Genomic DNA, 25,043 nt, shown 5'->3' with positions numbered 1-25,043 from the left:
CCTTACTTTACATGTCCTTTTATGTAGTAAGAATCTTTTCCATTTTTTACTACATCGTCATAATTTACACCAGTTTCTCTTGCAATAATTTCCATAACTCTTGGTAGGCAGAAACCTCCTTGGCATCTTCCTGCTGTGGCTCTTACTCTTCTTTTTACTCCATCAACAGTTCTTGCTCCAAGTGGACGATTTATTGCATCAACAATTTCACCTTCTGTTATAGATTCACACCTACAAATAATTTTTCCATATCTCTTATCTTTTTTGATTAATTCGTCATGTTCTTCTAAACTTAATTCACTTGTCTTTGGTGTTGGTTTCCTATCATAGGTAAAATCTTTATTTTCTTCTAAGTTTAATTTTTCATTTACAAGATTTGCCATGTATTCACCAATAGCTGGTGCTGATGTTAGACCAGGAGACTCAATTCCTACACAGTCAAAAAATCCATCAAGGCTTTCTTTTAAGATAAAATCTCCGCCAACTTCGTGGGCTCTGTTTCCTGAAAATGATGTTATTACCATTCTTACAGGAACATTTTTAACTGTATGATTAGATTTTTCAACAACTTCTTCTAAGTGTTCTCTTGTTGAACGTCTGTCATGTTTATCATCTATAAAGTCAGATGTAGGTCCTACTAGAGTATTTTCATCTATTGTTGGTGTTACAAGAATTCCCTTACCTTTTTCTGTTGGAAGGTTAAACATTACATGGTTTACAAAACCCTTTGTATCCTTATCTAATAGTAAATATTCTCCACGTCTTGCCTTGATTTCAAATTTTTCATCTGAAACTTGGTTGTGAATTTCATCTGCATAAATTCCTGCAGCATTTACTATGGCCTTTGTTTTATATGTATTATTTTCAGTATTAACTTCCCAATAGCCATCTTTTTTTTCTGTTTTTACTACTTTTTCATTAAATTTATAATCAACCCCGTTTATGTTAGAAACTTCTGCAAAGGCTATGTTCATTAAAAATGGATCTACAATTCCTGCCTCTTTTGAATAAAGTGCTGCAACTACGTCATCTGTTATATTTGGTTCCATTTCTAAGATTTTATCTCTTTTTAAAATTTCCATTCCAGAAACGCCATTTTCAATTCCTTGGTCATAAAGGGCTTGAAGTTTTGGAATATCTTCTTCGCTGTGGCAAAGAACAAAGGTTCCAATTTTCTTGTAAGGGAAAGATAATTTTTTTGCTTCCTCTTCCATCATGTGGTTTCCCTTTACATTCATTTTTGCCTTCATTGTGCCTGGTTTTGCATCATAACCACCGTGGCAGATTGCAGAATTTGCCTTTGATGTTTCTGTACATACATCTTCATTTTTTTCTAAAACTAAGAAATTTCCTTTTCTCTTTGATAGTTGGTAGGCTACAGATGTACCTGTTACTCCTGCTCCTATAATTATTGCATCAAACATATTTTTTCCTTTCACTCTAATTTTAAATGAAAAAAAAGCAAGCTAAAGTAGGGCTTACTTCAACTCGCTTTCTCATCGCTTTATTTACTTGTTAATTATATTATAGTACAAATTTTATAATTTGTAAAATTATTCTTCAAAATGGTTTGCCCATCCAAATGCTCTTTGCATAGCTCTTTGCCAGTTTCTATCTTTTTTATCTCTTTCTTCAACAGAAATTTCTGGATTAAATTCTTTATCAACAAGTCTATTTTCTTTAATTTCTTCAAGATCTTTATAGAAACCTACTGCAAGACCTGCCAAATAACATGCACCTAGTGCTGTTGTTTCTAAAGTTTGTGGTCTTTCTACCTTTGTTTGAATCATGTCAGCTTGGAATTGCATTAAGAAGTTGTTTGCACTTGCTCCACCATCTACTTTTAATTCTTTAAGTGGTGCACCAGAATCTTTTGCCATTGCATCTAAAACGTCATTTGTTAAGTATGCAAGTGATTCAAGAGTTGCTCTTACTATATGGTATTTGCTTGTTCCTCTTGTAATTCCTACGATTGCTCCTCTTGCATAGGCATCCCAATATGGAGCACCAAGGCCTGTGAAAGCTGGAACTACATAACATCCATTTGTATCGTCAACTTTTGTAGCCATATATTCTGTATCATCAGCAGCATCTACAATTCTTAATTGATCTCTTAACCATTGGATAGCAGAACCTGCAACAAAGATTGAACCTTCAAGAGCATAATTTACTTTTCCTTCTTCAAGTCCCCAAGCTATTGTTGTAACAAGACCATTATCAGATTTAACTGCTTCTTCACCTGTATTCATAAGTAAGAAGGCACCTGTTCCATAGGTATTTTTTGCATCACCTTTGTTAAAACATGTTTGTCCGAAAAGTGCAGCTTGTTGGTCACCTGCAATACCTGCTATTGGAATTTCGCCATCAAAATATCCAGCAAAAGTATTTCCATAAACACAGCTTGATGGTTTAACTTCTGGAAGCATACATTTTGGAATATTTAAAATTTCAAGAAGTTCATCATCCCATTCAAGAGTGTGGATATTAAAAATCATAGTTCTTGAAGCATTTGTGTAGTCTGTTACGTGAACTTTTCCACGAGTTAGGTTATAAATTAACCAAGTATCAACAGTACCAAATAATAATTCTCCATTTTCTGCTCTTTCTTGTCCATTTTCAATATGGTCAAGTATCCATCTTATTTTTGTTGCTGAAAAATATGGGTCAACTACAAGACCTGTTTTATTTTGGATAGTTTCTCTATAACCATCTTCTACTAATTTATCTGCCATGTCAGCAGTTCTTCTACATTGCCAAACGATTGCATTGTAGACAGGCTTGCCTGTAGCTTTTTCCCAAACTATAGTTGTCTCTCTTTGATTTGTAATTCCTATAGCTTCAATATCCTTAGCTTCTATACCTAACTTTGCAATTGCTTCTGTACAAACTCCAAGTTGAGTTGACCAAATTTCTGTAGCATCATGTTCTACCCATCCTGGGTGTGGGAAAAATTGAGTAAATTCTTTTTGAGCAACAGACATTATTTCACCTTTTTTGTTAAATAAAATTGCTCTGTTACTTGTAGTTCCAGCATCTAGCGCCATTATATACTTTGTCATACAAACTCCTTTTACATTTTCCAAACATTATAATTTGATGATGATACAGCAACTGCCTTTGAATTTAGGGCATCAAAAACATCTTTTTTATCCCTAACTAGCCCTCCGGCAATAAGAGGAATAGATGTTCTTTTTTCTATATCATCTAGAATTTTTGGCATAATACCGGGAAGTATTTCAACAAGATCACAATTTGCCTTTTTTAATGTTTCTTTTACATTATTATAAGATAAGGAATCAAGGACGAAGAACCTTAGTATAGCTAAAAGTCCTATTCTTCTTGCATAAGCTGCATTTTGACTTCTTGTTGTAATAATTCCATCGGCATTTGTGTATTTTTTGATAAATGATGATGACAAAGATGATGAGGAAAGGCCCTCAATAAGGTCTTCGTGAATAAATACAACCTTATCACGATCTTTTAATTTTTCAACAATGGCTGGTATTGATTCAATGCTTCCATACAAAACAAAAACCACCTTGTTGTTTTCGTATTCATCTTTTAAACACTCTTTTAAATCCGTATTATCCTTTATTGCCATAATACAAGGATTTTCTAAAAGCAAGTCTATAATATCTATCATTTCTCCTCCAAATACACAAAGCGAGACCTATGTATAAAATAAGTGCTCGCTTCTCCAAATATATTTATTACATTTTTATTTTATCATATTAATTTTTATTATGCAAACAATTTCATAAGTTTTTTCTAATATTTTTACAAAATAAAAAAGAAGGAATTGATTCTTTTTATTTAAAATCTTCTTCGCTTCTTTTTCCTTCTCTTATTCCTTCTCCAAATATTACAGCAGGTATTGTTTTTAAAAATAATTTTATATCATCTACAAAGTTTATATTTTTTGCGTAAAGTCCATCCATTTTAGCCTTTTGTCTTGGGGGTAGGTCATCTCTTCCTGAAATTTGAGCAAGGCCTGTTATGCCTGGTTTTACCTCACAAGCACCATATTCTTCTCTTAAATCTAAAAGTTTTTCTTCTTTTAATATTACAGGTCTTGGGCCTACAAAGGACATATCTCCTTTTAAGATATTATATATTTGTGGAATTTCATCTATTGATGTTTTTCTAATAAAGCTACCAAAAGGTGTTATGTAATTTTCAGGATGTTCAAGCTCCCATGTTGAGGCATTTTGGGGAGCTGTTGTTCTCATGGACCTAAATTTATAACACCTAAATGGTTTTCTATTTCTTCCTGATCTTTCTTGGATAAATAGGACAGGAGCCTTGGGCTCTTTTATTTTTATTATTATTGCTGTGATAAGAATTATTGGACTTAAAAATATTAGGGCAAATATAGCTAATATTTTGTCCAATATAAATTTTATATGATTTTCGTACATATTTTCTCCTTAACACAAATTATTTTTCTGTGTTAATCTTTTATAAATAAATTTTTTTCTTCCTCGCTAAGTTCCCTATATTGACCTGGGTTTAGGCTTTGGTCTAATTCTAGATCTCCTATAGCGAGTCTTTTTAATTTTATAACTTCATTGTCATTGTTTGAAAATAATCTTTTTACTAAATGAAACTTTCCTTCTGTAACATATACATAGGCTTTTTTCTCTCCTATTATATCAAGTTTTGCACTTCTTGCATAATAGTCATCTTCTTTAATATATACTCCATCTTTAAAAATTTCAACTAAGGCAGGGGCTATTTTTTTGGATGTTTCAACCTCATATTTTTTCCAAATATTTGAGTTTGGACTTATGACCTTGTGGATAAATTTTCCATCTGTTGATAATAATAAAAGTCCTGTGGTATCTTTATCAAGTCGTCCTGCTATAGCAAGGTCCAAATTTAAATAAAATTCATCTAAATCGCTCATTACTGTCCCATCAAGTTCGTTTGATTGGCAAATAAGCCCTTCTCTTTTGTTCATCATTATATAAATATTATCAAAATAATCTACAAGCTCACCCATATATATTACTTCATCCAAATTTGGATCAACTTTTACTGATGAATCTTTAACAATTTGACCATTTATTATTAGCTCACCTTTTTTTGCATTTCTTTTTATATTTTTTCTTGTATCAAGATTGGCATTTCCAATCATCTTATCTACTCTCATTATCATTTTTTACTCCTAAAATATTTCTTACATTTTCTTCAAGTTCCAAAAAATCTTTTGAAAAATCTATCAAATATTCCTCCCCCTTTGGAGTTATATAATAATATTTTCTTTTTGGTCCAACCTTGGATTTTTCTTTTGATGAAAATATAAGTCCTTTTTTTGATAGTCTTTGCAAAATAGGATAAACTGTTGATTCTGTCATATTGTAAAAACCATTTAACCTTAAAGTTTCTACTATTTCATATCCGTATGTTTCTTTATCTTTTATAATTTTTAGAATTACCCCTTCGATAACTCCCTTTAACATTTGAGATTTCATTTTATCACCTAAGAACATTGTATTACATAGTAGAGCTTATTCAAGTTCTTTTACAAAAATAAGCCATAGGACAATATCTACACTTACCTTTATCATCAGTCCTTATTTCTATATTTTTTTCTACTATATTTTTTCCTATCCTGTCTATATATTCCATATCAAAATCCGATTTTTCAACTTCTATTAGCTCATCTTCTTCTATAAAATATAAAAACATCCTATCAACTTTTTTATTATTATATACCAACAAGTTGTAGTAAGTAAGGAGCTGGTTCTTGTATGAAGATAAATTATTAATTTTTCCAGTTTTAATATCGATTATAGATCCATTTTCAAGGACTATATCAATATTTCCTTGGAGTATATAATCTTTTCTATCAAGTTTTATATTCATTTCTGAATTCTTTATAGGAAAATTCCTATTTACAAAATTTTCTATTGGCCTTTGAAATTCCTTATTTTCTCTTATAAAGTCATTTATTTTTTCTAAAGAAAGATTTTCTTTCTTTAAATTTGTAAGATATTCTGAAAGACTATGGACTTTTGATCCAAAATCTAAAGCTTTAGTTTTTTCTTTCCTATAGTTTAAAAGTCTAATAAATTTATATTTTAAGGGGCAGGTGTCATATAGGGAAATATCTGTTGTATAGGCAAGAATTTCTTTCTTAACCTGGTCTTTTTTAAATTTAAAATCTATAGAATTTAAATTTGATGAAGAATTTAAAGCTTGGGAAAAATTTATCATGCTTTGATCTTGGCAGTTATCTAGTAAAACCAAGAGATTTTTTGCCCTGGTAAAGGCTGTGTAGTATTTCCTATAATAATTTTTCAAATGATCACTTTTATTTTTTACATCAATTTGAGGACTAAAGGCCTCCCTATCTTTTCTTGGCTTATCATACAAACTTGAAACAAAAACCACATCATACTCAAGTCCTTTTGCCTGATGGATTGTAGAAAATATTACCGAATTTTTTGGAACATCGCAGTTTTCAAATTCGCTTATGGAAGAATTTTTAAAAAGATAAAAAATGTATCCATAAATTAAATCTACTGATTTTTCATAATAGTTAATATTATCGCCTTGTAAATTTATAAAATCTGATAAGATTGATGTGAATTTCCCAATATTTGAAAGCTCCCTTATATGGTTTAAATCATCCATTTTTTGACCTAAAATTTTCCTAAATATATCAAGGCCAAAGGCCCTATACAAAATATCAGTGTAGGATTTATTTTGGGCTAAGGATAATTTTTCTTCATTTATAAAGGCATTTAATTTTTCATCTTTTACAAATTCCTTATAATCAAAAATCCCACCTATATATTTCTTAAAATTTGTTTCATTTACCCAAGTGTACTTATCTGGGCTTGATCCTGTAAGTTTTTTGGGTTTTTTTGAAAAAATTGAAAGCAGGACATAAAGGCAAAGCCTTATTTCTCTTCTTTTAAAAAACAATTTTGATGACTTATTTAAGACATTTATCCCGTGATTTTCAAAATAAGTTTGTAAGGATTTGGGATAGTCGCTATTTAAGCTTGGAAATAAAAAGGCTATTTGATTTAAATTAATTTTTTGATTTAAAAATTTTACAATTTTTTCAATATTTTCGTAATTGTTGGCCCTGGCCCTTACTACAGAATTTTCATTTTTATTTTTCTCATTTGCTTGTAAGTTTTTAATTTTTTCCAAATCAAAAGCCTCAGATTTTACTAGAAAATCCCTTGACTTATCAATTATTTCTTGGTTTGACCTGTAATTTATATCAAGCTCATAAAATTTGGCATCTGCCTTCATTTTTTTCTTGCAAGCCTTATCAAATTCCCTTAAATTACTGGGACTTGCCCCCCTAAAAGAATAAAGGGCCTGGTCATCATCTCCAAAAACCATGAGATTTTTTCCCTTACAAAGGTTAAAGGCAATTTCTTCTTGGATTTTGTTGGTATCTTGGTATTCATCAATAATTACAAAATCAATCCTATCTCTGATTTTTTTGCCAAAAAGGGGATCTTCCAAAAGGTCGTAGAAATTTTTAAGTATCAATTGATAATTAACAAGATTATTCCTATCAAGAAAATCTGCCCATTTTAAATAAACTTCTAAGGCCAAGACATCCTTGACATTAGAAGAGTTTCTTAGCTTATTTAAATCTATCAAATTGTTGGTAATATTTGAAAAAATCCCCATAATTTGACCCACTTCATTGTAGGAAATAAGGTCATTAAAATTTGGAATTTCCCTAAAAATTCCCATATTTTTCTCAAGCAAATAACCTTCAATGTTTGAATCTATAACAAAGGGATCAAAAATTTTATTAGAAAAGGCCCTATATTCTTTTAAAAAAGAAAGGGCAAGGGAATGAAAATTTCCAATAAGCATATTTGAAGTATCAGCATGGATATTTTCATCTTTAAGCCCTGACTCAACCCTTTCTACAAGCTCATTTGCAGCCTTTTTGGTAAAGGTTGTAACAAGGATTTTATTAGGACTTAGGCCTTCATTTTTTATTAAAGAAATAATTTTTTGGACAATAGTAAAAGTTTTTCCAGTTCCAGGACCTGCAAGAACTGCAGCAGGATATTTTGAATCATTTACAATCAAATTTTGCTTTTCATTAATCATAAAACTAGCTCATAAACATATCTTTTTGATCTTCTAATCTTATCATCAACCGTACAAACTCCTACTTTTTCAAAAGAAAATTTCTTAATCAAATTTTGCATTTTAAAATTATCAGGATGGGTATCAATTCTTATGGCATCCATTTTTAAGTCTTTGCCATAAGAGATAATTTGGTCAAAAAATTTCTTAGCAACCCCTCTTTTTTTGGCACTTTCTTTCACACTTAATCTGTGAATAGTAAGATAAGGTCCATGCTTTTTAAAATTATTTTCAATTTCCCTATAATCTTCTTCGTAAGCTTTTTTCAAATAAGCAAAAGATAAAATCTCCCCATCTTCCTCATAAACAAAACTTTCCCCTGTCAAAATATTTTCACAAATCCCCTCCCTATCAGGAAGTCCATTTTGCCACTGGTCAATCCCATCTTTTTTCAAAGCTTTTTTGCCATCATTTATAATTATCATAATTTCATCTAAATCTTTAATTTCTGCTATTCTCATATCATTATTATACATTAATTTATTTAAAATTTCTCAAATTAAAAAACTACGAGTAAATCTCTCGTAGTCTTTTAAAGGGGTCTTATTTTTCCCAAGCTGGAATCCATGCTCCGCCTGTGAATTTTTTATAGTCTTTTTCAGTTTGATCTGTTTGGTAATAATTTTTTACAAAGTCATTTAAAAATTTATCATCTTTTCTATCTTTTTTTGCAACTATTATATTTACATATGGGTTATCGTCTGTTGGTTTTGAATCTTCAAATTTTAAGGCTGGATATTCTGTTGCAATTTTTGAATCAAGGGCAAAGGTATCATTTACAACGGCTATAGCTGCTGAGTCTAGGTTTCTTGCAGTTTGACTTGCATCTACTTCTGTAATTTTTAGATTTTTTGGATTTTCTTTTACATCTGTTACTGTAATTGAATCACCTTTTTTTCCATTTACCTTTATTAATCCTGCATCTTGTAATAAGAATAGGGCTCTTGCTCCGTTTGATGCATCGTTTGGAATTACTACTTCATCATTATCTTTTACTTCATCTAGGGATTTATATTTTTTGGAATAAATTCCAAGTGGTGCAAGCATTGTATTTCCGATTGATACAAGGTCTGTTTTGTGGTCTTTGTTGTATTCTTCTAGATATTTTTTGTGTTGGTAGGCATTTAAGTCAATATCTCCAGATTCTAAGGCTTCATTTGGTTGATTATAATCTGAAAATACTACAAGTTCAACCTTGTTTCCTGTTTTTTCTTCATATCTTTTTGATACTTCATTTAATACATCGTTATATTCTCCAACTACACCAATTTTTATTGTTTGTTTTTCTTTGGTATTTGAGTTTGAGTTTGCTTCCTTTTTATTATCCTTGTTTGCACATGAGCTAAATCCTACAAGTAGGGCAAGTCCTAGGGCTATTTTTCCTAATTTTTTCATTTTTTATCTCCTTAATTTTTATTTCCAAGCTGGAATTTCTGATCCTTTTGTTTCTTTTTCTACTAATTTTTTGGTTTCGTCTGTTTGGTAATAATTTTTAATAAAGTTTTCTACAGTTTTTGAATCTTTGTCTTCTTTTCTTGCTGCAATTATGTTTACATAGATTGCCTTTGCTGGATCGTCCTTATCTTCAAGATAAATTGCATCTTCTGTTGGAACAAATCCTGCATCTACTGCTACTCCAGAATTTATTACTGATGCAGCAACTTCTGTAAGGTTTCTTGCTGTTTGGCTTGCATCAAGTTCTATTATTTCTAAATTTTTTGGATTTTCTTTGATATCTGCTACTGTAATTGCATCTCCCTCTTTTCCATCAACTTCTATTAAGCCGGCTGATTGAAGTAGGAAAAGGGCTCTAGCTCCGTTTGTTGGGTCATTTGGAATTGCAATTTTGTCCCCATCTTTTATTTCTTTTACATCTTTTATTTTATCAGAATATATTCCCATTGGGGCAAGTAGGGTATCTCCAACTGCAACTATATCAGTTTTGTGAGATTTGTTATAATCTTCCAAGAATTTTTTGTGTTGGAAGGCATTTAAATCAATATCGCCTGCTTTTAAAGCCTCGTTTGGTTGGTTGTAATCTGAAAATGAAACTATTTTTATTTTCTTTCCTGTATCTTTTTCAAATCTTTTTGCAATATCTTCTAAAACTTCATTTTTTTCTCCACAAACACCAATTTTTATTTCTTTGGCATCTGCAAACCTGTCTTCTGTTTTTGCTTGGTTTGAAGCATTGCTGTTTGAGTTTGTGTCGTCCTTCTTATTTCCACAAGCTGTTAAGCTTAGTACTAGCCCTAAGCCTAGGGCAATTTTTGTAATTTTTTTCATTATTTTTTCTCCTTTTAATGTGATGTTTTCTTTATTAATAAATTTGCAAGGCCTTGGATGGCATATACAATTATCAATATTACTATTACGGATATAATTACAACGTCATTTTTGTACCTATTATATCCAACTGCTATTGCTAAATTTCCTATTCCTCCAGCTCCGATTGTTCCAGCCATTGCTGTAAGACCTAGAAGTGAAATCAAGGTTATTGATGAGGCTCTTATTAATGAAGGAAGTCCTTCTCTTAAATAAACTGCTGTTATAATTTCAAAGGGAGAATTTCCCATAGCCTCTGCTGCTTCTATTACTCCCGGGTCAACTTCTGCCAAGGCTTGTTCAACTTGTTTTGCAAAAAATGGCACACAAGAAAAAACTAGGGGAACTATTGCGGCTGTTGGTCCAATTCTTGTTCCTACTATAAAGTTTGTAAGAGGACTTATTACAGCAAGTAAAATGATAAAGGGAATAGCACGAAATAGGTTGGTAATTTTATCTAAAATGCTATAAACTTTTTTATTTTCCAAAATTCCGCCTTCATTTGTTACAACTAATATAACTCCTATTATAAGTCCAAAAATTCCTGAAAATATAGCTGATAAAATCAACATATAAAATGTAAGTCCTATATCTTCAAAAATCCTATCTTTTATTGAAAGTGCATAATCAAAGTATCCCATTACTATCTCCTAAAAGTTCTACATTTGTTCCTCCAGCTACCAAGTATTCAATAGCCTTGTCGATATTTTCTTTTTCTGCCTTAAAGGTTACTATAAGATTTCCAACTGGAACATTTGTAATAAATTCTATATTTCCTGCCAGTACATTTGTTTTTACCTTAAATTTTTCATAAATTTCATTTATAACAGGCTCTGTGGTTGAAGCTCCAACATAGGAAAGTTTTACCAAAAATTCATCCTTTTTCAAAACTCCCAAATTATTTTTAACTTCTTCTAAGGTTTGGTTTACATTTGTAGATGTTTCTACAAAGTCTTTTGTAAGTCTGTGTCTTGGATTTGAAAAAATTTCAAGGGTTGTGCCTTCTTCTATAACTTTTCCATCTTGCATTACAGCAACCTTATTGCAAAGATCTTTTACAACCTCCATTTGGTGGGTGATAATTACAATGGTAAGGCCAATTTTTTCCTTGATTTCTCCAAGAAGTTTTAAAATTTGCTTGGTAGTCTTTGGATCAAGGGCACTTGTTGCCTCATCACAAAGTAAAATCTCAGGATCTGATGCAAGGGCTCTTGCAATTGCACACCTTTGTTTTTGTCCACCTGAAAGCTCTCTTGGGAAAGAGTCAGCCTTATCACCTATTCCAACTAAGTCCAAAAGTTTTTTTGCCTTTTTAATTTTTTCTTCTTTTGAAATATTGTCTTTTCTAATTGGAAAAATTACATTATCAATTACAGAAATATTATTCAAAAGATTAAAGTGTTGGAAAATCATTCCTATTTTTTTACGTCTTTGTCTTAAATCTTTTTGAGATAAGTTCAAAAGATTTTCACCCTTTATCAAAACCTCACCATTTGTTGGCTTTTGCAAAAGATTTATACACCTTACTAAAGTTGACTTACCAGCTCCGGAAAATCCTACAATACCAAAGGCATCAGCCTTTTCAATTTTAAGATTTACCCCATCAACTGCCTTAAAACCATCAAAGTCAACGCTTATATTTTTAAGTTCAATCATTATTACTCTCTTTCCTACTAAAATTTATTAAAAAGTTAAGGGCAGATGCTAGGCCGAAATAAAGCCCCTCATTATCTACATCAAATTTTTCAGTATGGGCACCTGCTCCATAGCCTTCTTTTTCGTTTTTTATACCGATTTTTGCAAAAACTGTTGGGCAAATTTTTGCATATCCATAAAATGATTCTCCCCCATAAGAAACTTCTTGATCAACCAAGGCATCAGGAAGGATCTCATTTAAGGATTTTCTTGCAAAGTCTGCAAGTTTTTCATCATTTGTCACTGGATAGGCAACCACCCTTGTATAATCGTTAAATTTAATCTTACAATCATAAAGATTCGCAGTTTTTTCTGCCACAGTTTTTAACTTTTCCAAGGCATTTTCTCCAACCTCATCTTTGAAAAATCTCAAGGTCGCCTTCAAATTTGCCTTATCAGGAATTACATTTGAAGCAAAACCTGCATTTATTGATCCTATTCCCAAAGTTACAATTTCATTTGGATCAAGATTTGTTGCCCAAGTTTGATTTAAATTATTTATAATAGCAACAAGGGCATTGATTGGTGAAGTCAAAAGGTCTGGCCTTGAACCATGACCACCTCTTCCAATTACATCAAAATCAACTCCTGCACATCCTGCATAAACTCTTCCTTTGGAAATGGCAATTTTTCCAGTTTCTATTTCGGTATTAACATGGTTTCCATAAATTGCATCAAAGTTAATATTTTTTAAATGATCAACCATAGCGTGGATTCCTGCCCCTGTCTCCTCGCCTTCTTCAAAGATAAAGTAAAATTTTCCATCTAATTTATCCTTAATTTGGCTTAGGATTTTTGCACTTGTTAGGGCAAGGGCCATATGAAAATCATGACCACATGCATGCATCACGCCAGGATTTTTTGATACAACTTCCTTTTTTCTTTTTAAATTTTGATCATTTTCTAAAATTGGAAGGGCATCTATATCAGTTCTTAATCCTAAAATTTTCCCATCTTTTTTTGTATCAAGAATTGCTACAAAGCCTGTTGAATTTTTAACTTCTCGGATTTCTAATCCAAGTTTTTTGCACTGGTCTATGAGAAATTTACGGGTTTCAGATTCCTTGCTTGAAAGCTCTGGATTTTCATGCAAATAATTTTTTATTTTTTTAGAAAAATCTAAATTTTCCTTTATTAATGCCTTTATTTCATCATGGCTTATATTTTTTGCCATTTTCTCTACCTTTCTTTTCTAAATTTAAACAAAATAAAAGTCCTTATCGTAGATAAAACTACAATAAGGACGAAATTTTTCCGCGTTACCACCTTTTTTGCACTAAAAAATGCCACTTCAGATACTAATATATCCTAACTCTATAACGGGAGTTCCCGTATAAGTCTAAATATCGACCTATCCCATCTGAGACCATCTTCATCATATTTTTTATCCACCCTTCTCAGCAAAACAGGGCTCTCTGTACAATAATCCATACGATTACTCTTCTCTTTATCTGGTTTTGTAAATCTCTTTGATAATTAGATAATACTATCTTTTAAATTTTCTGTCAAGACTTTTTTTAATTTTTATAAATTTATAGGTGAAATTATTAATTAAAATCCCTAAAATCCAGACTTTTATAAAAGCATACAAATACTCATACTAATAATATGATAGGTAAAAAAATTTTTTAAAAATTCAAAAAAAAGAAGCCCTAAGGCTTCTTCATGGTTTTGGTAAAATAAATTCACTAATAATATACTGTAATTAATTTTTTGTGCAAGTTATTCTACTGTTACTGATTTAGCTAAATTTCTTGGTTTATCTACATCAATTCCCTTTGCATCTGATGTGTAATAAGCTAGTAATTGTTGTGGAACTACAGCTAGTACTGGGTAAAGGGCATCTATTGTTTCTGGTAATTTGTAAGTGTAGTGAGAAATATCTTCAAGGTGATCATCGCTTCTTGCAATTGAGAAAATATTAGCTCCTCTTGAAATAACTTCTTTTACATTTGAAATTGTCTTTTCCATAATATTTTCTTGAGTTGCAACTGTAACAACTGGTGTTCCCTCTTCAATTAGGGCAATTGTACCGTGTTTTAATTCTCCAGCTGCAAAAGCTTCAGAGTGAATATATGAAACTTCTTTTAATTTCAAAGCTCCCTCAATTACAGATTTATAATCTAGGCCACGTCCTAGGTAAAATATTGATTCAGAGTTTTTAATCTCTTGGGCATATTTTTTGATATCTTCTATATCATCAAGAATTTCCTTAACTTTTTCTGGAATTTTTTTGATTTCATCTAAGATATTTTTGTATTCTTCTTCACTAATTGTTTCTAATTTTCTAGCAAAGTCTAAGGCTAGCATATAAAATGAAATTATTTGTGTTGTATAAGCCTTAGTAGATGCTACTGCAATTTCAGGTCCTGCATAACAATAAATTGTCTTATCAGCTTCCCTATCAAGTGATGATGCAACTACATTTGTCAAAACAAGAGTCTTTGCTCCCTTTTCTCTAGCAAGTCTTAAAGCTGCAAGAGTATCAGCAGTTTCTCCTGATTGAGATGGTAAAATTATTAAAGTTTTATCATCTATAAATGGATCATTGTATCTAAACTCACTTGCTATATCACAAATTACTGGAATTTTTGCAAATTTTTCAAAGGCATATGAACCAACAATACCTGCATTGTAGGCTGTACCACAAGCTACCATATAAATTTTATTAAATCCTTGAATTTCTTCTTTGCTAAAGGCATTTTCTTTAAAATCTATAAGGCCATCAGTCAATTTGTATTTGATAGTATCAGCAATAGCCTTTGGTTGCTCATTAATTTCTTTAATCATGAAATGGTCATAGCCTTCTTTTGTAGCATCTTCAAATGAGAAAGTAACTTTAGAAACTTCTCTTTCTACCTTATTATTATCCCTATCATAGATAGTATAATCATTTCCTTTTATATCAACAAGGTCTCCATTTTCAAGATAAACTACATCTTTTGTATATTTAATAATTGATGGTAAATCACTTGCTGCAAGAATTCCATCATCAGTAAGTCCCAAAACAAGTGGACTTTCTTCTCTTAAAACAATAAGTCTATCATCTTCGTCTTGGCAAATAATTCCAAGTGCATAAGATCCCCTAAGCATAGCCTTAGCTTTTCTTACTGCATCTAATAGGTCATTTTCATAGAATTTTTCAATTAAAACTGCTATTACTTCTGTATCAGTTTCTGATTTAAAAGTATATCCTTCTTTTTTAAGATTTTCTTTTAATTCATTGTAATTTTCAATAATTCCATTATGAACTACAGCGATTTTTCCATTATTTGAAAGGTGTGGGTGTGAATTTACATCTGAAGGACCACCGTGAGTTGCCCATCTAATATGGCCAATTCCCAAATGTCCCTTGATAGGATTTTTAGAAAGTTCATCTTTTAAAACTTTAACCTTACCACTTTTTTTAACTGTAGAAAGTACTCCATTATCAATTAATGAAATTCCAGCAGAATCATATCCCCTGTATTCCAATCTTTCGAGCCCTTCAACAATTACATCCCTAGCTTCTAAATTTCCTTTGTAACATACTATTCCGCACATAGTATCCTCCTTATATATTTAATTTTAGAGGTATCACTTTATTTTCTTTGTAATAAGAATTGCTTCTTATCTTTGTTAAATACTAAGCCTGTGAAAGCTATGGAGCATCCGCCGAATTTTCGATAACTCCATTCCTCGTCATCCCAAAGGGATCTGGCGCTAATCAATTTTTACCTCGTTTTAACATTATACACTATAATTATGAATAAAAAAAGTAATAAAAATGAGCTTTATTTTAGGAAATTTTTATAAAAACATTTTTAATATCCAAAAAAATAAACCAGACTTAAAGCCTGGTTTATTAAAACACTTAGTAATTAGTAGCTATTTTTTATTTATTTTCCATCTTTTTGTAAGATTCTAACCTTTCCTTAGCAGCTTCTTCAGCTTCTGCATATAACCTATCTGCATCTTCTGGGAATGCTTTTTTAAGGGAAGCATACCTTACTTCTCCTTGTAAAAATTCTTGGAAAGATTCTGTAGGATCTTTTGAATCTAGAACGAATGGATTCTTGCCTTCTTCTTTAAGAAGTGGGTTAAATCTCCATAAGTGCCAATATCCACTTGCTACAGCTTCTTTTTCTCTTCTTTGAGTCTTGCCCATTCCTGCTTTTAGTCCGTGGTTAATACATGGAGCGTAGGCAATTATTAGTGATGGACCATGGTAAGATTCTGCTTCTTTTATTGCTTTTAGGGTTTGAGCTTGGTTTGCTCCCATTGCAACTTGGGCAACATAAACATAACCATAAGTTGTCATCATTAAGCCAAGGTCTTTCTTTCTAACTTTTTTACCACTTGCTGCAAATTTTGCTACAGCTGCAAGAGGAGTTGCCTTTGAACTTTGTCCACCTGTATTTGAGTAAACTTCTGTATCAAATACGATGATATTAATGTCATCGCCACTTGCAAGAACATGGTCTACTCCAGAAAAGCCTATATCATAAGCCCAACCGTCTCCACCGTAAATCCAAACAGATTTTTTAACTAAATAATCTTTTAGATTTTTAATTCTTTCAATAATCTTATTAGCTTCTTCATTGTCAGTTTCATTTGCTATTAATGATTCAATTTTTATAGCAGCTTTTTTGCTTTCTTCAAAATCATCATTATTTTCTAACCATTCATTAAAGGCATCGTTAAGAGGTGTAGAAACTTTTAATTCTAAGAACTTTTTCATTAATGTTTCTAGTAAGAATTTATTTGATTTTGTTGCAAGAAGCATACCATAACCATATTCTGCTGCATCTTCAAATAAGGATGATGCCCAAGCTGGACCTTCCCCATTTTTATTTGTACAGTATGGCATTGATGGAACTGATGATCCCCAGATTGATGAACATCCAGTTGCGTTTGAAATAATTTGATGGTCACCGTAAAGTTGGGTGATTAATTTTGCGTATGGTGTTTCTCCACAGCCTGCACATGCGCCTGAGAATTCTAATAATGGTTGGCTAAATTGTGAATTTTTGACATTTGTTGGAGCTATTTCATCATCCCTATATCCAACTTCTTCGTGAGCAAATTCCCAATTATCTGCTTGTTTTTCAATTTGTTCATCTATTGGTTTCATAGCTAAAGCTTTTTTTGGAGCTGGACATACGTCAACACAGTTTCCACATCCCATACAATCATATGGTGAAACTTGGATTCTAAATTCGTATCCTTCAAGTCCCTTGCCTATAGCTTTTTTAGTTTCAAATCCTTCTGGTGCTTTAGCTTTTTGTTCTTCATCTAATAAGAATGGTCTAATTGTAGCGTGTGGACAAATGTATGAACATTGGTTACATTGGATACAATTATCAATATTCCATTCTGGAACAAATAAAGCTATACCACGTTTTTCATATCTAGAAGTTCCTGCCATGTATTGACCATCATCGTATGGTAAATATGTTGAAACTGGTAGGTCATCTTCTTTTAGGTTTATAATTGGTCTAACCATATTTTTGATAAAGTCAGGTTCGTTTTCATTTTCGCCTTCCCTATCATCTTTTAGGTTTTTCCATTCTTCTTTAACTTTTATTTCTTGTAACTCTTCACTTGCACGATCAACTGCCTTGTTGTTCATATCAACAATATCTTGACCCTTCATTCCATAAGATTTTTCTATAGAATCTTTTAGGTATTTTATAGCATCATCTATTGGTAAAACTTCTGAAAGAATAAAGAAAGCTGTTTGGATAACCATGTTTGTTCTATGTCCAAGGCCTACTTCTTGAGCAATTTTTGAAGCATTTACTGTGTAAAATTTAATATTTTTATCTGCAATTTCTTTTAAAAGATAATTTGGAATATGTTCTTCAAGTTCTTCTTCTGACCAAATTGTATTTAATAAGAAAATTCCACCTTCTTTTAAGTTTTTAACCAAATTATATTGTCTTACATAAGCTTGAGGTGAGCATGATACAAAGTCAGCTTCATCTATAAAGTAAGCAGCATGGATTGGGTTTGGTGAAAATCTTAAGTGAGACATTGTTAAACCATTAGATTTTTTGGCATCATAGTCAAAGTATCCTTGGGCAAACATATCAGTATTATCACCTATAATTTTGATAGCAGATTTATTTGCTCCTACTGTACCATCTCCACCGTTTCCCCAGAAAATACAACGAGTTGTTTTTCCATCGTTAATTACAAAGCTGTCATCAACTTCAAGTGATGTATGAGTTACATCATCATTAATTCCAACAGTAAAGTGGTTTTTAGGATTTTCTTTTGCTAAATTATCAAATACTGATTTAAAATGAGCAGGTCTTGTATCTTTTTGGCCAAGTCCATATCTTCCTGCAATTATTTTTGGATTTCTATTTGAATCTGAGAATGCTTCTAATACATCTAAGTATAGTGGTTCTCCAGCTGATCCTTTTTCTTTAGTCCTATCAAGAACTGCAATTCTTTCAACTGTTTCTGGAATTGCTTCTAATAAGTGTTTGGTTGAGAAAGGTCTATAAAGATGAACTTTTACAAGTCCTACTTTTCTACCTTCTTTATTTAATTCTTCTACCGTTTGTTGGATAGTATCTGTACCTGATCCCATAGCAACAATTATATCTGTAGCATCATCAGCACCAACATAGTTAAATAAAGAATAATTTGTTCCAATTTTTTCGTTTACTTTTTCCATATAAGAAAGAACGATTTCAGGTATAGCATCATAAGCTTTATTTTGTGCTTCTGCTCTTTGGAAATATCCACTTTTTTCAAATACACCACGCATGGTTGGTCTGTGTGGATTTAGGGAATCGTTTTTAAAATCGTCAATAGCTTTCCAATCAACCATATCTTCGAATTGGTCATAATCCCAAACGTCGATTTTTTGAATTTCGTGACTTGTTCTAAATCCATCAAAGAAGTTTACAAATGGAACTCTTCCCTTTATAGCCGCAAGGTGGGCTACTGGTGATAGGTCCATAATTTCTTGAACAGAACCTTCTGCAAGCATAGCAAATCCTGTTGCTCTTGCTGCCATAACGTCTTGGTGGTCACCATACATATTGATTGCAGATGTTGATAATGAACGAGCTGCTACATGGAAAACTGCTGGAAGTCTTTCTCCTGCTATTTTGTACATATCAGGAATCATAAGTAAAAGTCCTTGACTTGCTGTGTATGTAGATGTTAATGCTCCTGCTGCAAGGGAACCATGTACTGCTCCTGCTGCTCCTGCTTCATGTTGCATTTCTGTTACTGAAACTGGATTTCCGAAAAGATTTAATCTTTCATTAGCTGCCCATTTATCAATAAATTCTGGCATTGGTGAAGATGGAGTTATAGGATATATAGCTGAAACTTCACTAAAAGCATAAGATACGTGAGCCGCCGCTGTGTTACCATCCATGGTAACTTTTCTTCTTTTTATTGTCATAAAAATTACTCCTTTTTAATAATTTTTCATTAAAATTTTCTTAAGATCATAAGCTCAAAAATAGAACTCAAAAGAGTTCTATTTTTTATTGCTTAACTAGTTCATCAATATATTCAGCATTAGCTTGTGGATCTAATTTAAATCCTGAAATTTTATTTACAACGCAAGCTATAGCTGCATCACCTGTTATGTTACATGCAGTTCCGAAAGAATCTTGAGCAACATATAGGGCAATGATTAAGGCTGTCATTGGTTCTGTAAATCCAAGCATAGATTGAAGAATACCTAGGGCTGCCATTACTGCTCCACCTGGTACTCCTGGTGCTGCTACCATTGTTACTCCTAACATTAGGATGAATGGGAACATATGTTGGAAACCTACATCTGATCCATTAAGCATTAATATTGATAAGGAACAAGATGTAAGTGTTATTGTTGAACCTGATAAGTGGATTGTTGCACAAAGTGGAATTACAAAGTCTGCTATACCCTTATTTACACCTAATTTATAAGTTTGGTTAAGTGTAACTGGAATTGTTGCTGCAGATGATTGTGTTCCTATAGCTGTCATATAAGCTGGAATCATAGTTTTGATTTTTGAGAATGGATTTCCGCCTGCCATTGAGCTTGCTATAGTAAATTGTGTGGTAATTGTTAGGTAGTGGAGTATTAATACCATGATAAATACTCTTGCAAATACTGAAAGTACTACTGCTACAGTTCCTTGATAAGCCATGTTTGCAAAAATACCACAAATGTGGAATGGCAATAATGGAATTACAACTGATGATATTAATTTAGTAATAATATCAGAAAATTCATGAACTGCTTTTTTAAGAACGTCAGCCTTTGCAGCTGCTATACCAACACCTAGAATAAATGAAATAATAAGTGCTGTTGTAACAGAAAATACTGGATCCATTGGGGATTCAAATATTGGCTTTAATACGTGTCCTGCATTTTTATCAGGGTCAAATGAAATTGCTCCCTTTTTGATAAATGTTGGAAGAACAACGCTACCTACAAAATATGTAATGGTTCCGAATACTACTGTTGACAAATACGCAAGTCCTGCTGTAATTGCTAGTGTCTTTCCTGCTGAATCTCCTAAATCTGCTATACCAGGAATTACAAATCCCATAATGATAAGTGGAATAACAAATCCTAAGAAGTTGCCAAATAGACCATTAAATGTTATTAGTAATCTAACCAAAATCTTTAGAGCACCAACTTTTTGTGCTACTAGACCGATTATAATACCTAGAATAATTGCAATAATAAGCCTTGGCAATAAACCTAGTTTCTTCATTTCTATTTCCTCCTTGAAATGAATTATATTGATCTTAAGATCACCTAAATAATATCAGTTTTTTCTTTTCATGTCAACATTTTCACAAGATTTCTAAATTTTCTTTTCAAGGTATTGAAAGAGTGTTGTTTTTTCGATAAAATCCCTGCAAAGCAGGATTTTTATTGATAATTTTAAATTATACTTTTACTTTTTTGGGATATGTTTTAAAAATAAATTTATGGTATTGTTTTCCTTTAAGTAAGAATTTTAGGAATTTTTTAAATTTTATTATGAAGTTTTATAAATTTATCAAGTCTGTTCATTGTATCATCAAATTATCATATATTTTCTAATTTTTTTAAAATCATTAATAAATTTTTTCAATAAAAAACCCCTCCATCCTTATTTAGGATTTCGGGGTTTGGGTCATTTTTATCTATTTTTTAATATCCCATTGGCATTTGTGGTGGCATTTCTGGTTTTTCTTCTGGTATATCTGCCACTGCTGCTTCTGTTGTGAGTATCATGCTTGCAATTGATGTTGCATTTTCTAGGGCTGATCTTGTTACTTTTGTTGGTTCTACTATTCCTTTTTCAAACATATTTACATATTCATCATCATAGGCATCATAACCTGTGTTTTTGTCTGATTTTTTAACATTTTCGAGTACAACTGATCCGTCCATTCCAGCATTTTCTACAATTTGTCTAAGTGGTGCTTCAAGAGCTTTTGCTATTATTTTTGCTCCTGTTTTTTCATCGTTTTCTAATTTTTCTTCTAAAGCTTCAACTTTTTTGATAGCTTCGATTAGAACTGTTCCACCACCTGCAACTATTCCTTCTTCAACAGCTGCTCTTGTTGCTGATAGGGCATCTTCAATTCTGTATTTTTTATCTTGCATTTCTGTTTCTGTTGCAGCTCCTACATTTATTACTGCAACTCCACCTGCAAGTTTTGCTACTCTTTCTTGGAATTTTTCTTTGTCGTATTCTGAATCACTTGCTTCAATTTGACCTTTGATTTTTTCTACTCTTTCAGTTAAGGCTTCTTTGTTGCCTTTTCCTTCTACAATTACTGTGTGGTCTTTGTCAACTTTTACTTTTTTAGCTGATCCAAGATCTTCTATTGTAGCTTCTTTTAATTCCATTGATAAGTCTTCTGAAATTACCTTTGAACCTGTAAGAATTGCTATATCTTCAAGCATTTCTTTTCTTCTATCACCATAGCCTGGTGCTTTTACTGCAACTACGTTGAAGGTTCCTCTTAATTTGTTTAATACTAATGTTGTTAAAGCTTCTCCGTCTACATCATCTGCAATTATTAAAAGTGGTTTTGATGATTGAACAATTTCTTCTAGTAGTGGTAAAATTTCTTGGATATTTGAGATTTTCTTGTCTGTTACAAGTATATATGGGTCATCTAAATCTGCTACCATTTTTTCGTTGTCTGTTGCCATGTATGGTGACAAATATCCCTTGTCAAATTGCATTCCTTCTACTACATCAAGGTAGGTGTCTGTTGTTTTGGATTCTTCTACTGTGATTACTCCATCATTTCCTACTTTTTCCATAGCATCTGCAATAAATTTACCAATTTCTGGATCTGCTGATGAGATTGTTCCTACTTGTTCGATTGCTTTTTTATCTTCTACTTCTTTTGAAGATTCTTTGATGTAGGAAACAACTTCATTGCTTGCTTTTTTTAGACCCTTATTTAAAACTACTGGATTTGCTCCTGCAGCTAAATTTTTTAGTCCTTCTTTTATGATAGCTTGGGCAAGAACTGTTGCTGTTGTTGTTCCATCTCCTGCTACATCGTTTGTTTTTGTTGCAACTTCTTTTACAAGTTGAGCTCCCATATTTTCAAACCTATCTTCAAGTTCGATTTCTTGGGCTATTGTTACACCATCGTTTGTAATTGTTGGTGCTCCGTAAGATTTATCTAAAACTACATTTCTTCCCTTTGGTCCAAGAGTAACTTTGACAGCATTTGCTAATTTATCAATTCCTCTTTCAAGACCATCTCTTGCACTTTTGCCATATGCTATATCTTTTGCCATAATCTTCTCCTATTCTACTACTGCTAATACGTCTTTGTATGCTAATACTACGTAATTTTCACCGTCAATTTTTACATCTGTTCCTGCATATTGGGAATAAATAACCTTGTCTCCTTCTTTTAAGGAATCTTTTTTGTCTTGGTCATTTAAAATATCATTGCTTATTGCAACAACTTCTGCGTATTGTGGTTTTTCTTGGGCAGATTCTGGTAAAACTATGCCAGATTGGGTTTTCTTTTCTGCTTCTAATTTTTTTATAACTACTCTTTCACCTATTGGTTTTAAGTTCATTTTATATCCTCCTTTTAGCACTCATTAACTTTGACTGCTAACTCCTAATATAAATATACAAGTAATTTAAAATATTGCAAGTTTTATTTGCCTATGGCGTTTTCTCTGCCGTAATAGAATAGATATTGTTGGACGTAGCCTGCATTTTCCCCAAAGTATTTGTCAGCATAGGCTGAAATTTGTTTTTTTGGAACTTCTTCTTTAATAAATAAAAATTCCATAACTCTTTTTATCCACACATCAACAGGGAAGGTCTCTCTTTTGTGAAAGGCAAAAAGCAAAATACAATCGGCAACCTTTGGCCCAACTCCAGGAAGCTCTTGGAGTTTTTTTCTTAGATCTTCTGTTGACATTTTTATATCTTTTTCAAAATCAAAAAATCCTTCATTGATTATATTTGCAGTTTGGACTATTCTTTTATCACGAAAACCAACTCTTGCTTTTTCTCTCAAATCTTCTGGACTTGCTTTTGATAGTTGTTCAGGATTTGGGAAAGAATAATATTTTCTTCCTTTATATTCTCCAATATAATCCCCATACATCTCTGATATTATTCTCACAGCTTTTTTAATTCTTGGGATTTGGTTGTTAGCTGAAATTATAAAAGAAATTAGGGTTTCAAAAAATTCTTGGTTTAATATCCTAATTCCTGATCCATATTCTGTAGCCTTTTTTAAAGTTTCATCTACAGAAATTTTTTCTTTTATTTTTCCATAATCTACTCCAAGGTCAAAATAATCGTAAAAAATTTCATAAAATTCTTCTTCACTTACATTGTCTATTATTATTTTGTCCCCTTCTTTTTTGAGATTTATAATTTTTCCCAAAAAAACTGCAGTGAATGATCCATCTTCTTCTTCAAAAAAGTTAAAACATTGGCCGCAGGTAAAAATATCTTTTGGATCAAAAGATTCATGGTAAAAAATCAATTGACCCTTTTCTTCTTTTATATTTAATTTATTTTTATTTTCTTCTATATATCTGTTCATTTTAATCCTTATCTTACTCTTAGAGCATGAACTGCTAGTCTTTGGTCTTTGTAGTCATATTGACATGTTGATAAAGTAATAATTGTATCACTTTCTTTGAAGTCGCGAGTTTTCAACTCATTTTCAGAATTAGCCTTTAATTTATTAAAATATTTTATTTTTTCTTCAGAATCTTCAAAGTCTAGCGTCCTGTAATCATATTCGCTAGGAATACCATAAGCTGAAAATACTTGATATTCTCTGAGCCCTTCATTGGTTACTAAATATATCGTTCTATGATTTTGTGCAAAATCATTTTTTCTATACCCATCAAGCCCAGTAAACATAGATTCAATATCTAAATGATGTCCATATATTACAGTATTTGCATCATCAACTTTCGAATCATTCATATAATCCATAAAAATGGAACCTGCTATATCATATTTTTTATTTATTCCTTTTCTCAAATAAAAACTATTATCATTAGCTTGCATTATCGGATAAGCTATATAGGTTCCTGGAATCTCCATAAATGCTTTTACATCCGAATTTTCATTTTGTAATTTTTTCAAAATCTTCATATACTTTTTTTCTAAATTATGAAATTTTTCTTCCGAACTTGTATCATCTTTTCCATCTACATCAGAAACTTCATCAACAATTCTAGAGATATGTTGATTGTTTTTATAATTAACATAATAATCATATCCCCTTCTACCTAAAATTCCCAAACATACTATTATAATAATTACAAGAATTATCCTAATAAGTTTTAATAATTTATCTTTCATAATACCACCTTTAAAACTTCCTTTCTATTAGTATAATAATATAAAATGAGAATATTATGAAATTTATTTTAAGGA

20 protein-coding genes and 1 other annotated feature are annotated in these 25,043 nt (G+C 31.6%); all 20 genes read right to left on the bottom strand.

Annotation, left to right across the window (positions count from 1 at the left end; all coding sequences use genetic code 11):
- Positions 1–2: 2 nt before the first annotated feature.
- The 20 genes from CJ192_RS09080 to srtB all read right to left on the bottom strand — a co-directional run bounded on the left by CJ192_RS09080 (position 3) and on the right by srtB (position 24,968).
- Positions 3–1,424 (bottom strand): NAD(P)/FAD-dependent oxidoreductase, encoded by a 1,422-nt coding sequence (locus CJ192_RS09080; protein ID WP_102198526.1) that lies wholly within the window; start codon positions 1,422–1,424, stop codon positions 3–5.
- A gap of 129 nt (positions 1,425–1,553) precedes the next feature.
- Positions 1,554–3,059 (bottom strand): glycerol kinase GlpK, encoded by a 1,506-nt coding sequence (gene glpK / locus CJ192_RS09075; protein ID WP_004816959.1) that lies wholly within the window; start codon positions 3,057–3,059, stop codon positions 1,554–1,556.
- An 11-nt stretch (positions 3,060–3,070) separates the two neighbouring features.
- A complete protein-coding gene (locus tag CJ192_RS09070; RefSeq protein WP_004816982.1) occupies positions 3,071–3,643 on the bottom strand; it encodes a glycerol-3-phosphate responsive antiterminator in 573 nt (190 codons plus the stop codon).
- A gap of 166 nt (positions 3,644–3,809) precedes the next feature.
- Entirely contained in the window at positions 3,810–4,418 is a 609-nt protein-coding gene (locus CJ192_RS09065) for a sugar transferase (protein ID WP_102198525.1), read from the bottom strand.
- 32 nt (positions 4,419–4,450) lie between these two features.
- Entirely contained in the window at positions 4,451–5,158 is a 708-nt protein-coding gene (locus CJ192_RS09060) for a pseudouridine synthase (RefSeq protein WP_102198524.1), read from the bottom strand.
- Complete coding sequence (locus CJ192_RS09055) at positions 5,139–5,474, bottom strand: PadR family transcriptional regulator (RefSeq protein ID WP_004817003.1); 336 nt, start codon at positions 5,472–5,474, stop codon at positions 5,139–5,141. Before CJ192_RS09055 ends, CJ192_RS09060 begins: the two co-directional genes overlap by 20 nt.
- 40 nt (positions 5,475–5,514) lie before the next feature.
- Positions 5,515–8,097 carry an ATP-dependent DNA helicase gene (locus tag CJ192_RS09050; RefSeq protein ID WP_102198523.1) on the bottom strand — a complete coding sequence of 861 codons (2,583 nt, stop codon included), beginning with the start codon at positions 8,095–8,097 and terminating at the stop codon, positions 5,515–5,517.
- Entirely contained in the window at positions 8,094–8,612 is a 519-nt protein-coding gene (locus CJ192_RS09045; protein WP_102198522.1) for a GNAT family N-acetyltransferase, read from the bottom strand. Before CJ192_RS09045 ends, CJ192_RS09050 begins: the two co-directional genes overlap by 4 nt.
- 67 nt (positions 8,613–8,679) lie before the next feature.
- A complete protein-coding gene (locus CJ192_RS09040; RefSeq protein WP_102198521.1) occupies positions 8,680–9,531 on the bottom strand; it encodes a MetQ/NlpA family ABC transporter substrate-binding protein in 852 nt (283 codons plus the stop codon).
- 18 nt (positions 9,532–9,549) lie between these two features.
- A complete protein-coding gene (locus CJ192_RS09035; RefSeq protein WP_102198520.1) occupies positions 9,550–10,422 on the bottom strand; it encodes a MetQ/NlpA family ABC transporter substrate-binding protein in 873 nt (290 codons plus the stop codon).
- A gap of 14 nt (positions 10,423–10,436) precedes the next feature.
- Positions 10,437–11,102, bottom strand: coding sequence for a methionine ABC transporter permease (locus CJ192_RS09030; protein ID WP_004814360.1), 666 nt, complete (start codon positions 11,100–11,102; stop codon positions 10,437–10,439).
- Positions 11,089–12,117 (bottom strand): methionine ABC transporter ATP-binding protein, encoded by a 1,029-nt coding sequence (locus CJ192_RS09025; RefSeq protein WP_004814361.1) that lies wholly within the window; start codon positions 12,115–12,117, stop codon positions 11,089–11,091. The genes CJ192_RS09030 and CJ192_RS09025 overlap by 14 nt, the downstream gene beginning before the upstream one ends.
- The gene (locus tag CJ192_RS09020) at positions 12,110–13,330 is read right to left on the bottom strand and encodes an amidohydrolase (RefSeq protein ID WP_244897304.1); all 1,221 of its coding nucleotides are present in this window, start codon (positions 13,328–13,330) and stop codon (positions 12,110–12,112) included. The genes CJ192_RS09025 and CJ192_RS09020 overlap by 8 nt, the downstream gene beginning before the upstream one ends.
- 62 nt (positions 13,331–13,392) lie before the next feature.
- Positions 13,393–13,616 (bottom strand) — a binding site (T-box leader).
- A gap of 262 nt (positions 13,617–13,878) precedes the next feature.
- Positions 13,879–15,699: a glutamine--fructose-6-phosphate transaminase (isomerizing) gene (glmS, locus tag CJ192_RS09015; RefSeq protein ID WP_102198519.1), complete on the bottom strand. Its 1,821-nt coding sequence runs from the start codon at positions 15,697–15,699 to the stop codon at positions 13,879–13,881.
- A 331-nt stretch (positions 15,700–16,030) separates the two neighbouring features.
- A complete protein-coding gene (gene nifJ / locus CJ192_RS09010; RefSeq protein WP_102198518.1) occupies positions 16,031–19,564 on the bottom strand; it encodes a pyruvate:ferredoxin (flavodoxin) oxidoreductase in 3,534 nt (1,177 codons plus the stop codon).
- A gap of 85 nt (positions 19,565–19,649) precedes the next feature.
- Positions 19,650–20,873: a dicarboxylate/amino acid:cation symporter gene (locus tag CJ192_RS09005; protein WP_004817010.1), complete on the bottom strand. Its 1,224-nt coding sequence runs from the start codon at positions 20,871–20,873 to the stop codon at positions 19,650–19,652.
- Positions 20,874–21,298: 425 nt separating this feature from the next.
- The gene (gene groL / locus CJ192_RS09000) at positions 21,299–22,915 is read right to left on the bottom strand and encodes a chaperonin GroEL (RefSeq protein WP_102198517.1); all 1,617 of its coding nucleotides are present in this window, start codon (positions 22,913–22,915) and stop codon (positions 21,299–21,301) included.
- Positions 22,916–22,924: 9 nt separating this feature from the next.
- Entirely contained in the window at positions 22,925–23,206 is a 282-nt protein-coding gene (locus CJ192_RS08995) for a co-chaperone GroES (protein WP_004816894.1), read from the bottom strand.
- Positions 23,207–23,289: 83 nt separating this feature from the next.
- Entirely contained in the window at positions 23,290–24,195 is a 906-nt protein-coding gene (locus CJ192_RS08990; protein WP_102198516.1) for a DNA-3-methyladenine glycosylase family protein, read from the bottom strand.
- A gap of 8 nt (positions 24,196–24,203) precedes the next feature.
- Entirely contained in the window at positions 24,204–24,968 is a 765-nt protein-coding gene (srtB, locus tag CJ192_RS08985; protein WP_004817038.1) for a class B sortase, read from the bottom strand.
- Between the last annotated feature and the right edge of the window lie 75 nt (positions 24,969–25,043).

This window comes from Anaerococcus hydrogenalis, assembly GCF_002871895.1.
In the GTDB taxonomy this organism is placed as follows: Bacteria; Bacillota; Clostridia; order Tissierellales; family Peptoniphilaceae; genus Anaerococcus; species Anaerococcus hydrogenalis.
This window is presented reverse-complemented; position numbering and strand designations above follow the sequence as displayed.

Excerpts from the sequence above, each read along its gene's own strand:
- CJ192_RS08995 (WP_004816894.1), bottom strand. The coding sequence starts at position 23,206 with ATGAACTTAAAACCAATAGGTGAAAGAGTAGTTATAAAAAAATTAGAA.
- CJ192_RS09040 (WP_102198521.1), bottom strand. The coding sequence starts at position 9,531 with ATGAAAAAATTAGGAAAAATAGCCCTAGGACTTGCCCTACTTGTAGGA.
- CJ192_RS09065 (WP_102198525.1), bottom strand. The coding sequence starts at position 4,418 with ATGTACGAAAATCATATAAAATTTATATTGGACAAAATATTAGCTATA.
- CJ192_RS09060 (WP_102198524.1), bottom strand. The coding sequence starts at position 5,158 with ATGATAATGAGAGTAGATAAGATGATTGGAAATGCCAATCTTGATACA.
- glmS (WP_102198519.1), bottom strand. The coding sequence starts at position 15,699 with ATGTGCGGAATAGTATGTTACAAAGGAAATTTAGAAGCTAGGGATGTA.
- CJ192_RS09025 (WP_004814361.1), bottom strand. The coding sequence starts at position 12,117 with ATGATTGAACTTAAAAATATAAGCGTTGACTTTGATGGTTTTAAGGCA.
- CJ192_RS09080 (WP_102198526.1), bottom strand. The coding sequence starts at position 1,424 with ATGTTTGATGCAATAATTATAGGAGCAGGAGTAACAGGTACATCTGTA.
- glpK (WP_004816959.1), bottom strand. The coding sequence starts at position 3,059 with ATGACAAAGTATATAATGGCGCTAGATGCTGGAACTACAAGTAACAGA.
- CJ192_RS09055 (WP_004817003.1), bottom strand. The coding sequence starts at position 5,474 with ATGAAATCTCAAATGTTAAAGGGAGTTATCGAAGGGGTAATTCTAAAA.
- CJ192_RS09070 (WP_004816982.1), bottom strand. The coding sequence starts at position 3,643 with ATGATAGATATTATAGACTTGCTTTTAGAAAATCCTTGTATTATGGCA.
- CJ192_RS09045 (WP_102198522.1), bottom strand. The coding sequence starts at position 8,612 with ATGTATAATAATGATATGAGAATAGCAGAAATTAAAGATTTAGATGAA.
- CJ192_RS09035 (WP_102198520.1), bottom strand. The coding sequence starts at position 10,422 with ATGAAAAAAATTACAAAAATTGCCCTAGGCTTAGGGCTAGTACTAAGC.
- groL (WP_102198517.1), bottom strand. The coding sequence starts at position 22,915 with ATGGCAAAAGATATAGCATATGGCAAAAGTGCAAGAGATGGTCTTGAA.
- CJ192_RS09050 (WP_102198523.1), bottom strand. The coding sequence starts at position 8,097 with ATGATTAATGAAAAGCAAAATTTGATTGTAAATGATTCAAAATATCCT.
- CJ192_RS09005 (WP_004817010.1), bottom strand. The coding sequence starts at position 20,873 with ATGAAGAAACTAGGTTTATTGCCAAGGCTTATTATTGCAATTATTCTA.
- nifJ (WP_102198518.1), bottom strand. The coding sequence starts at position 19,564 with ATGACAATAAAAAGAAGAAAAGTTACCATGGATGGTAACACAGCGGCG.
- srtB (WP_004817038.1), bottom strand. The coding sequence starts at position 24,968 with ATGAAAGATAAATTATTAAAACTTATTAGGATAATTCTTGTAATTATT.
- CJ192_RS09020 (WP_244897304.1), bottom strand. The coding sequence starts at position 13,330 with ATGGCAAAAAATATAAGCCATGATGAAATAAAGGCATTAATAAAGGAA.
- CJ192_RS09030 (WP_004814360.1), bottom strand. The coding sequence starts at position 11,102 with ATGGGATACTTTGATTATGCACTTTCAATAAAAGATAGGATTTTTGAA.
- CJ192_RS08990 (WP_102198516.1), bottom strand. The coding sequence starts at position 24,195 with ATGAACAGATATATAGAAGAAAATAAAAATAAATTAAATATAAAAGAA.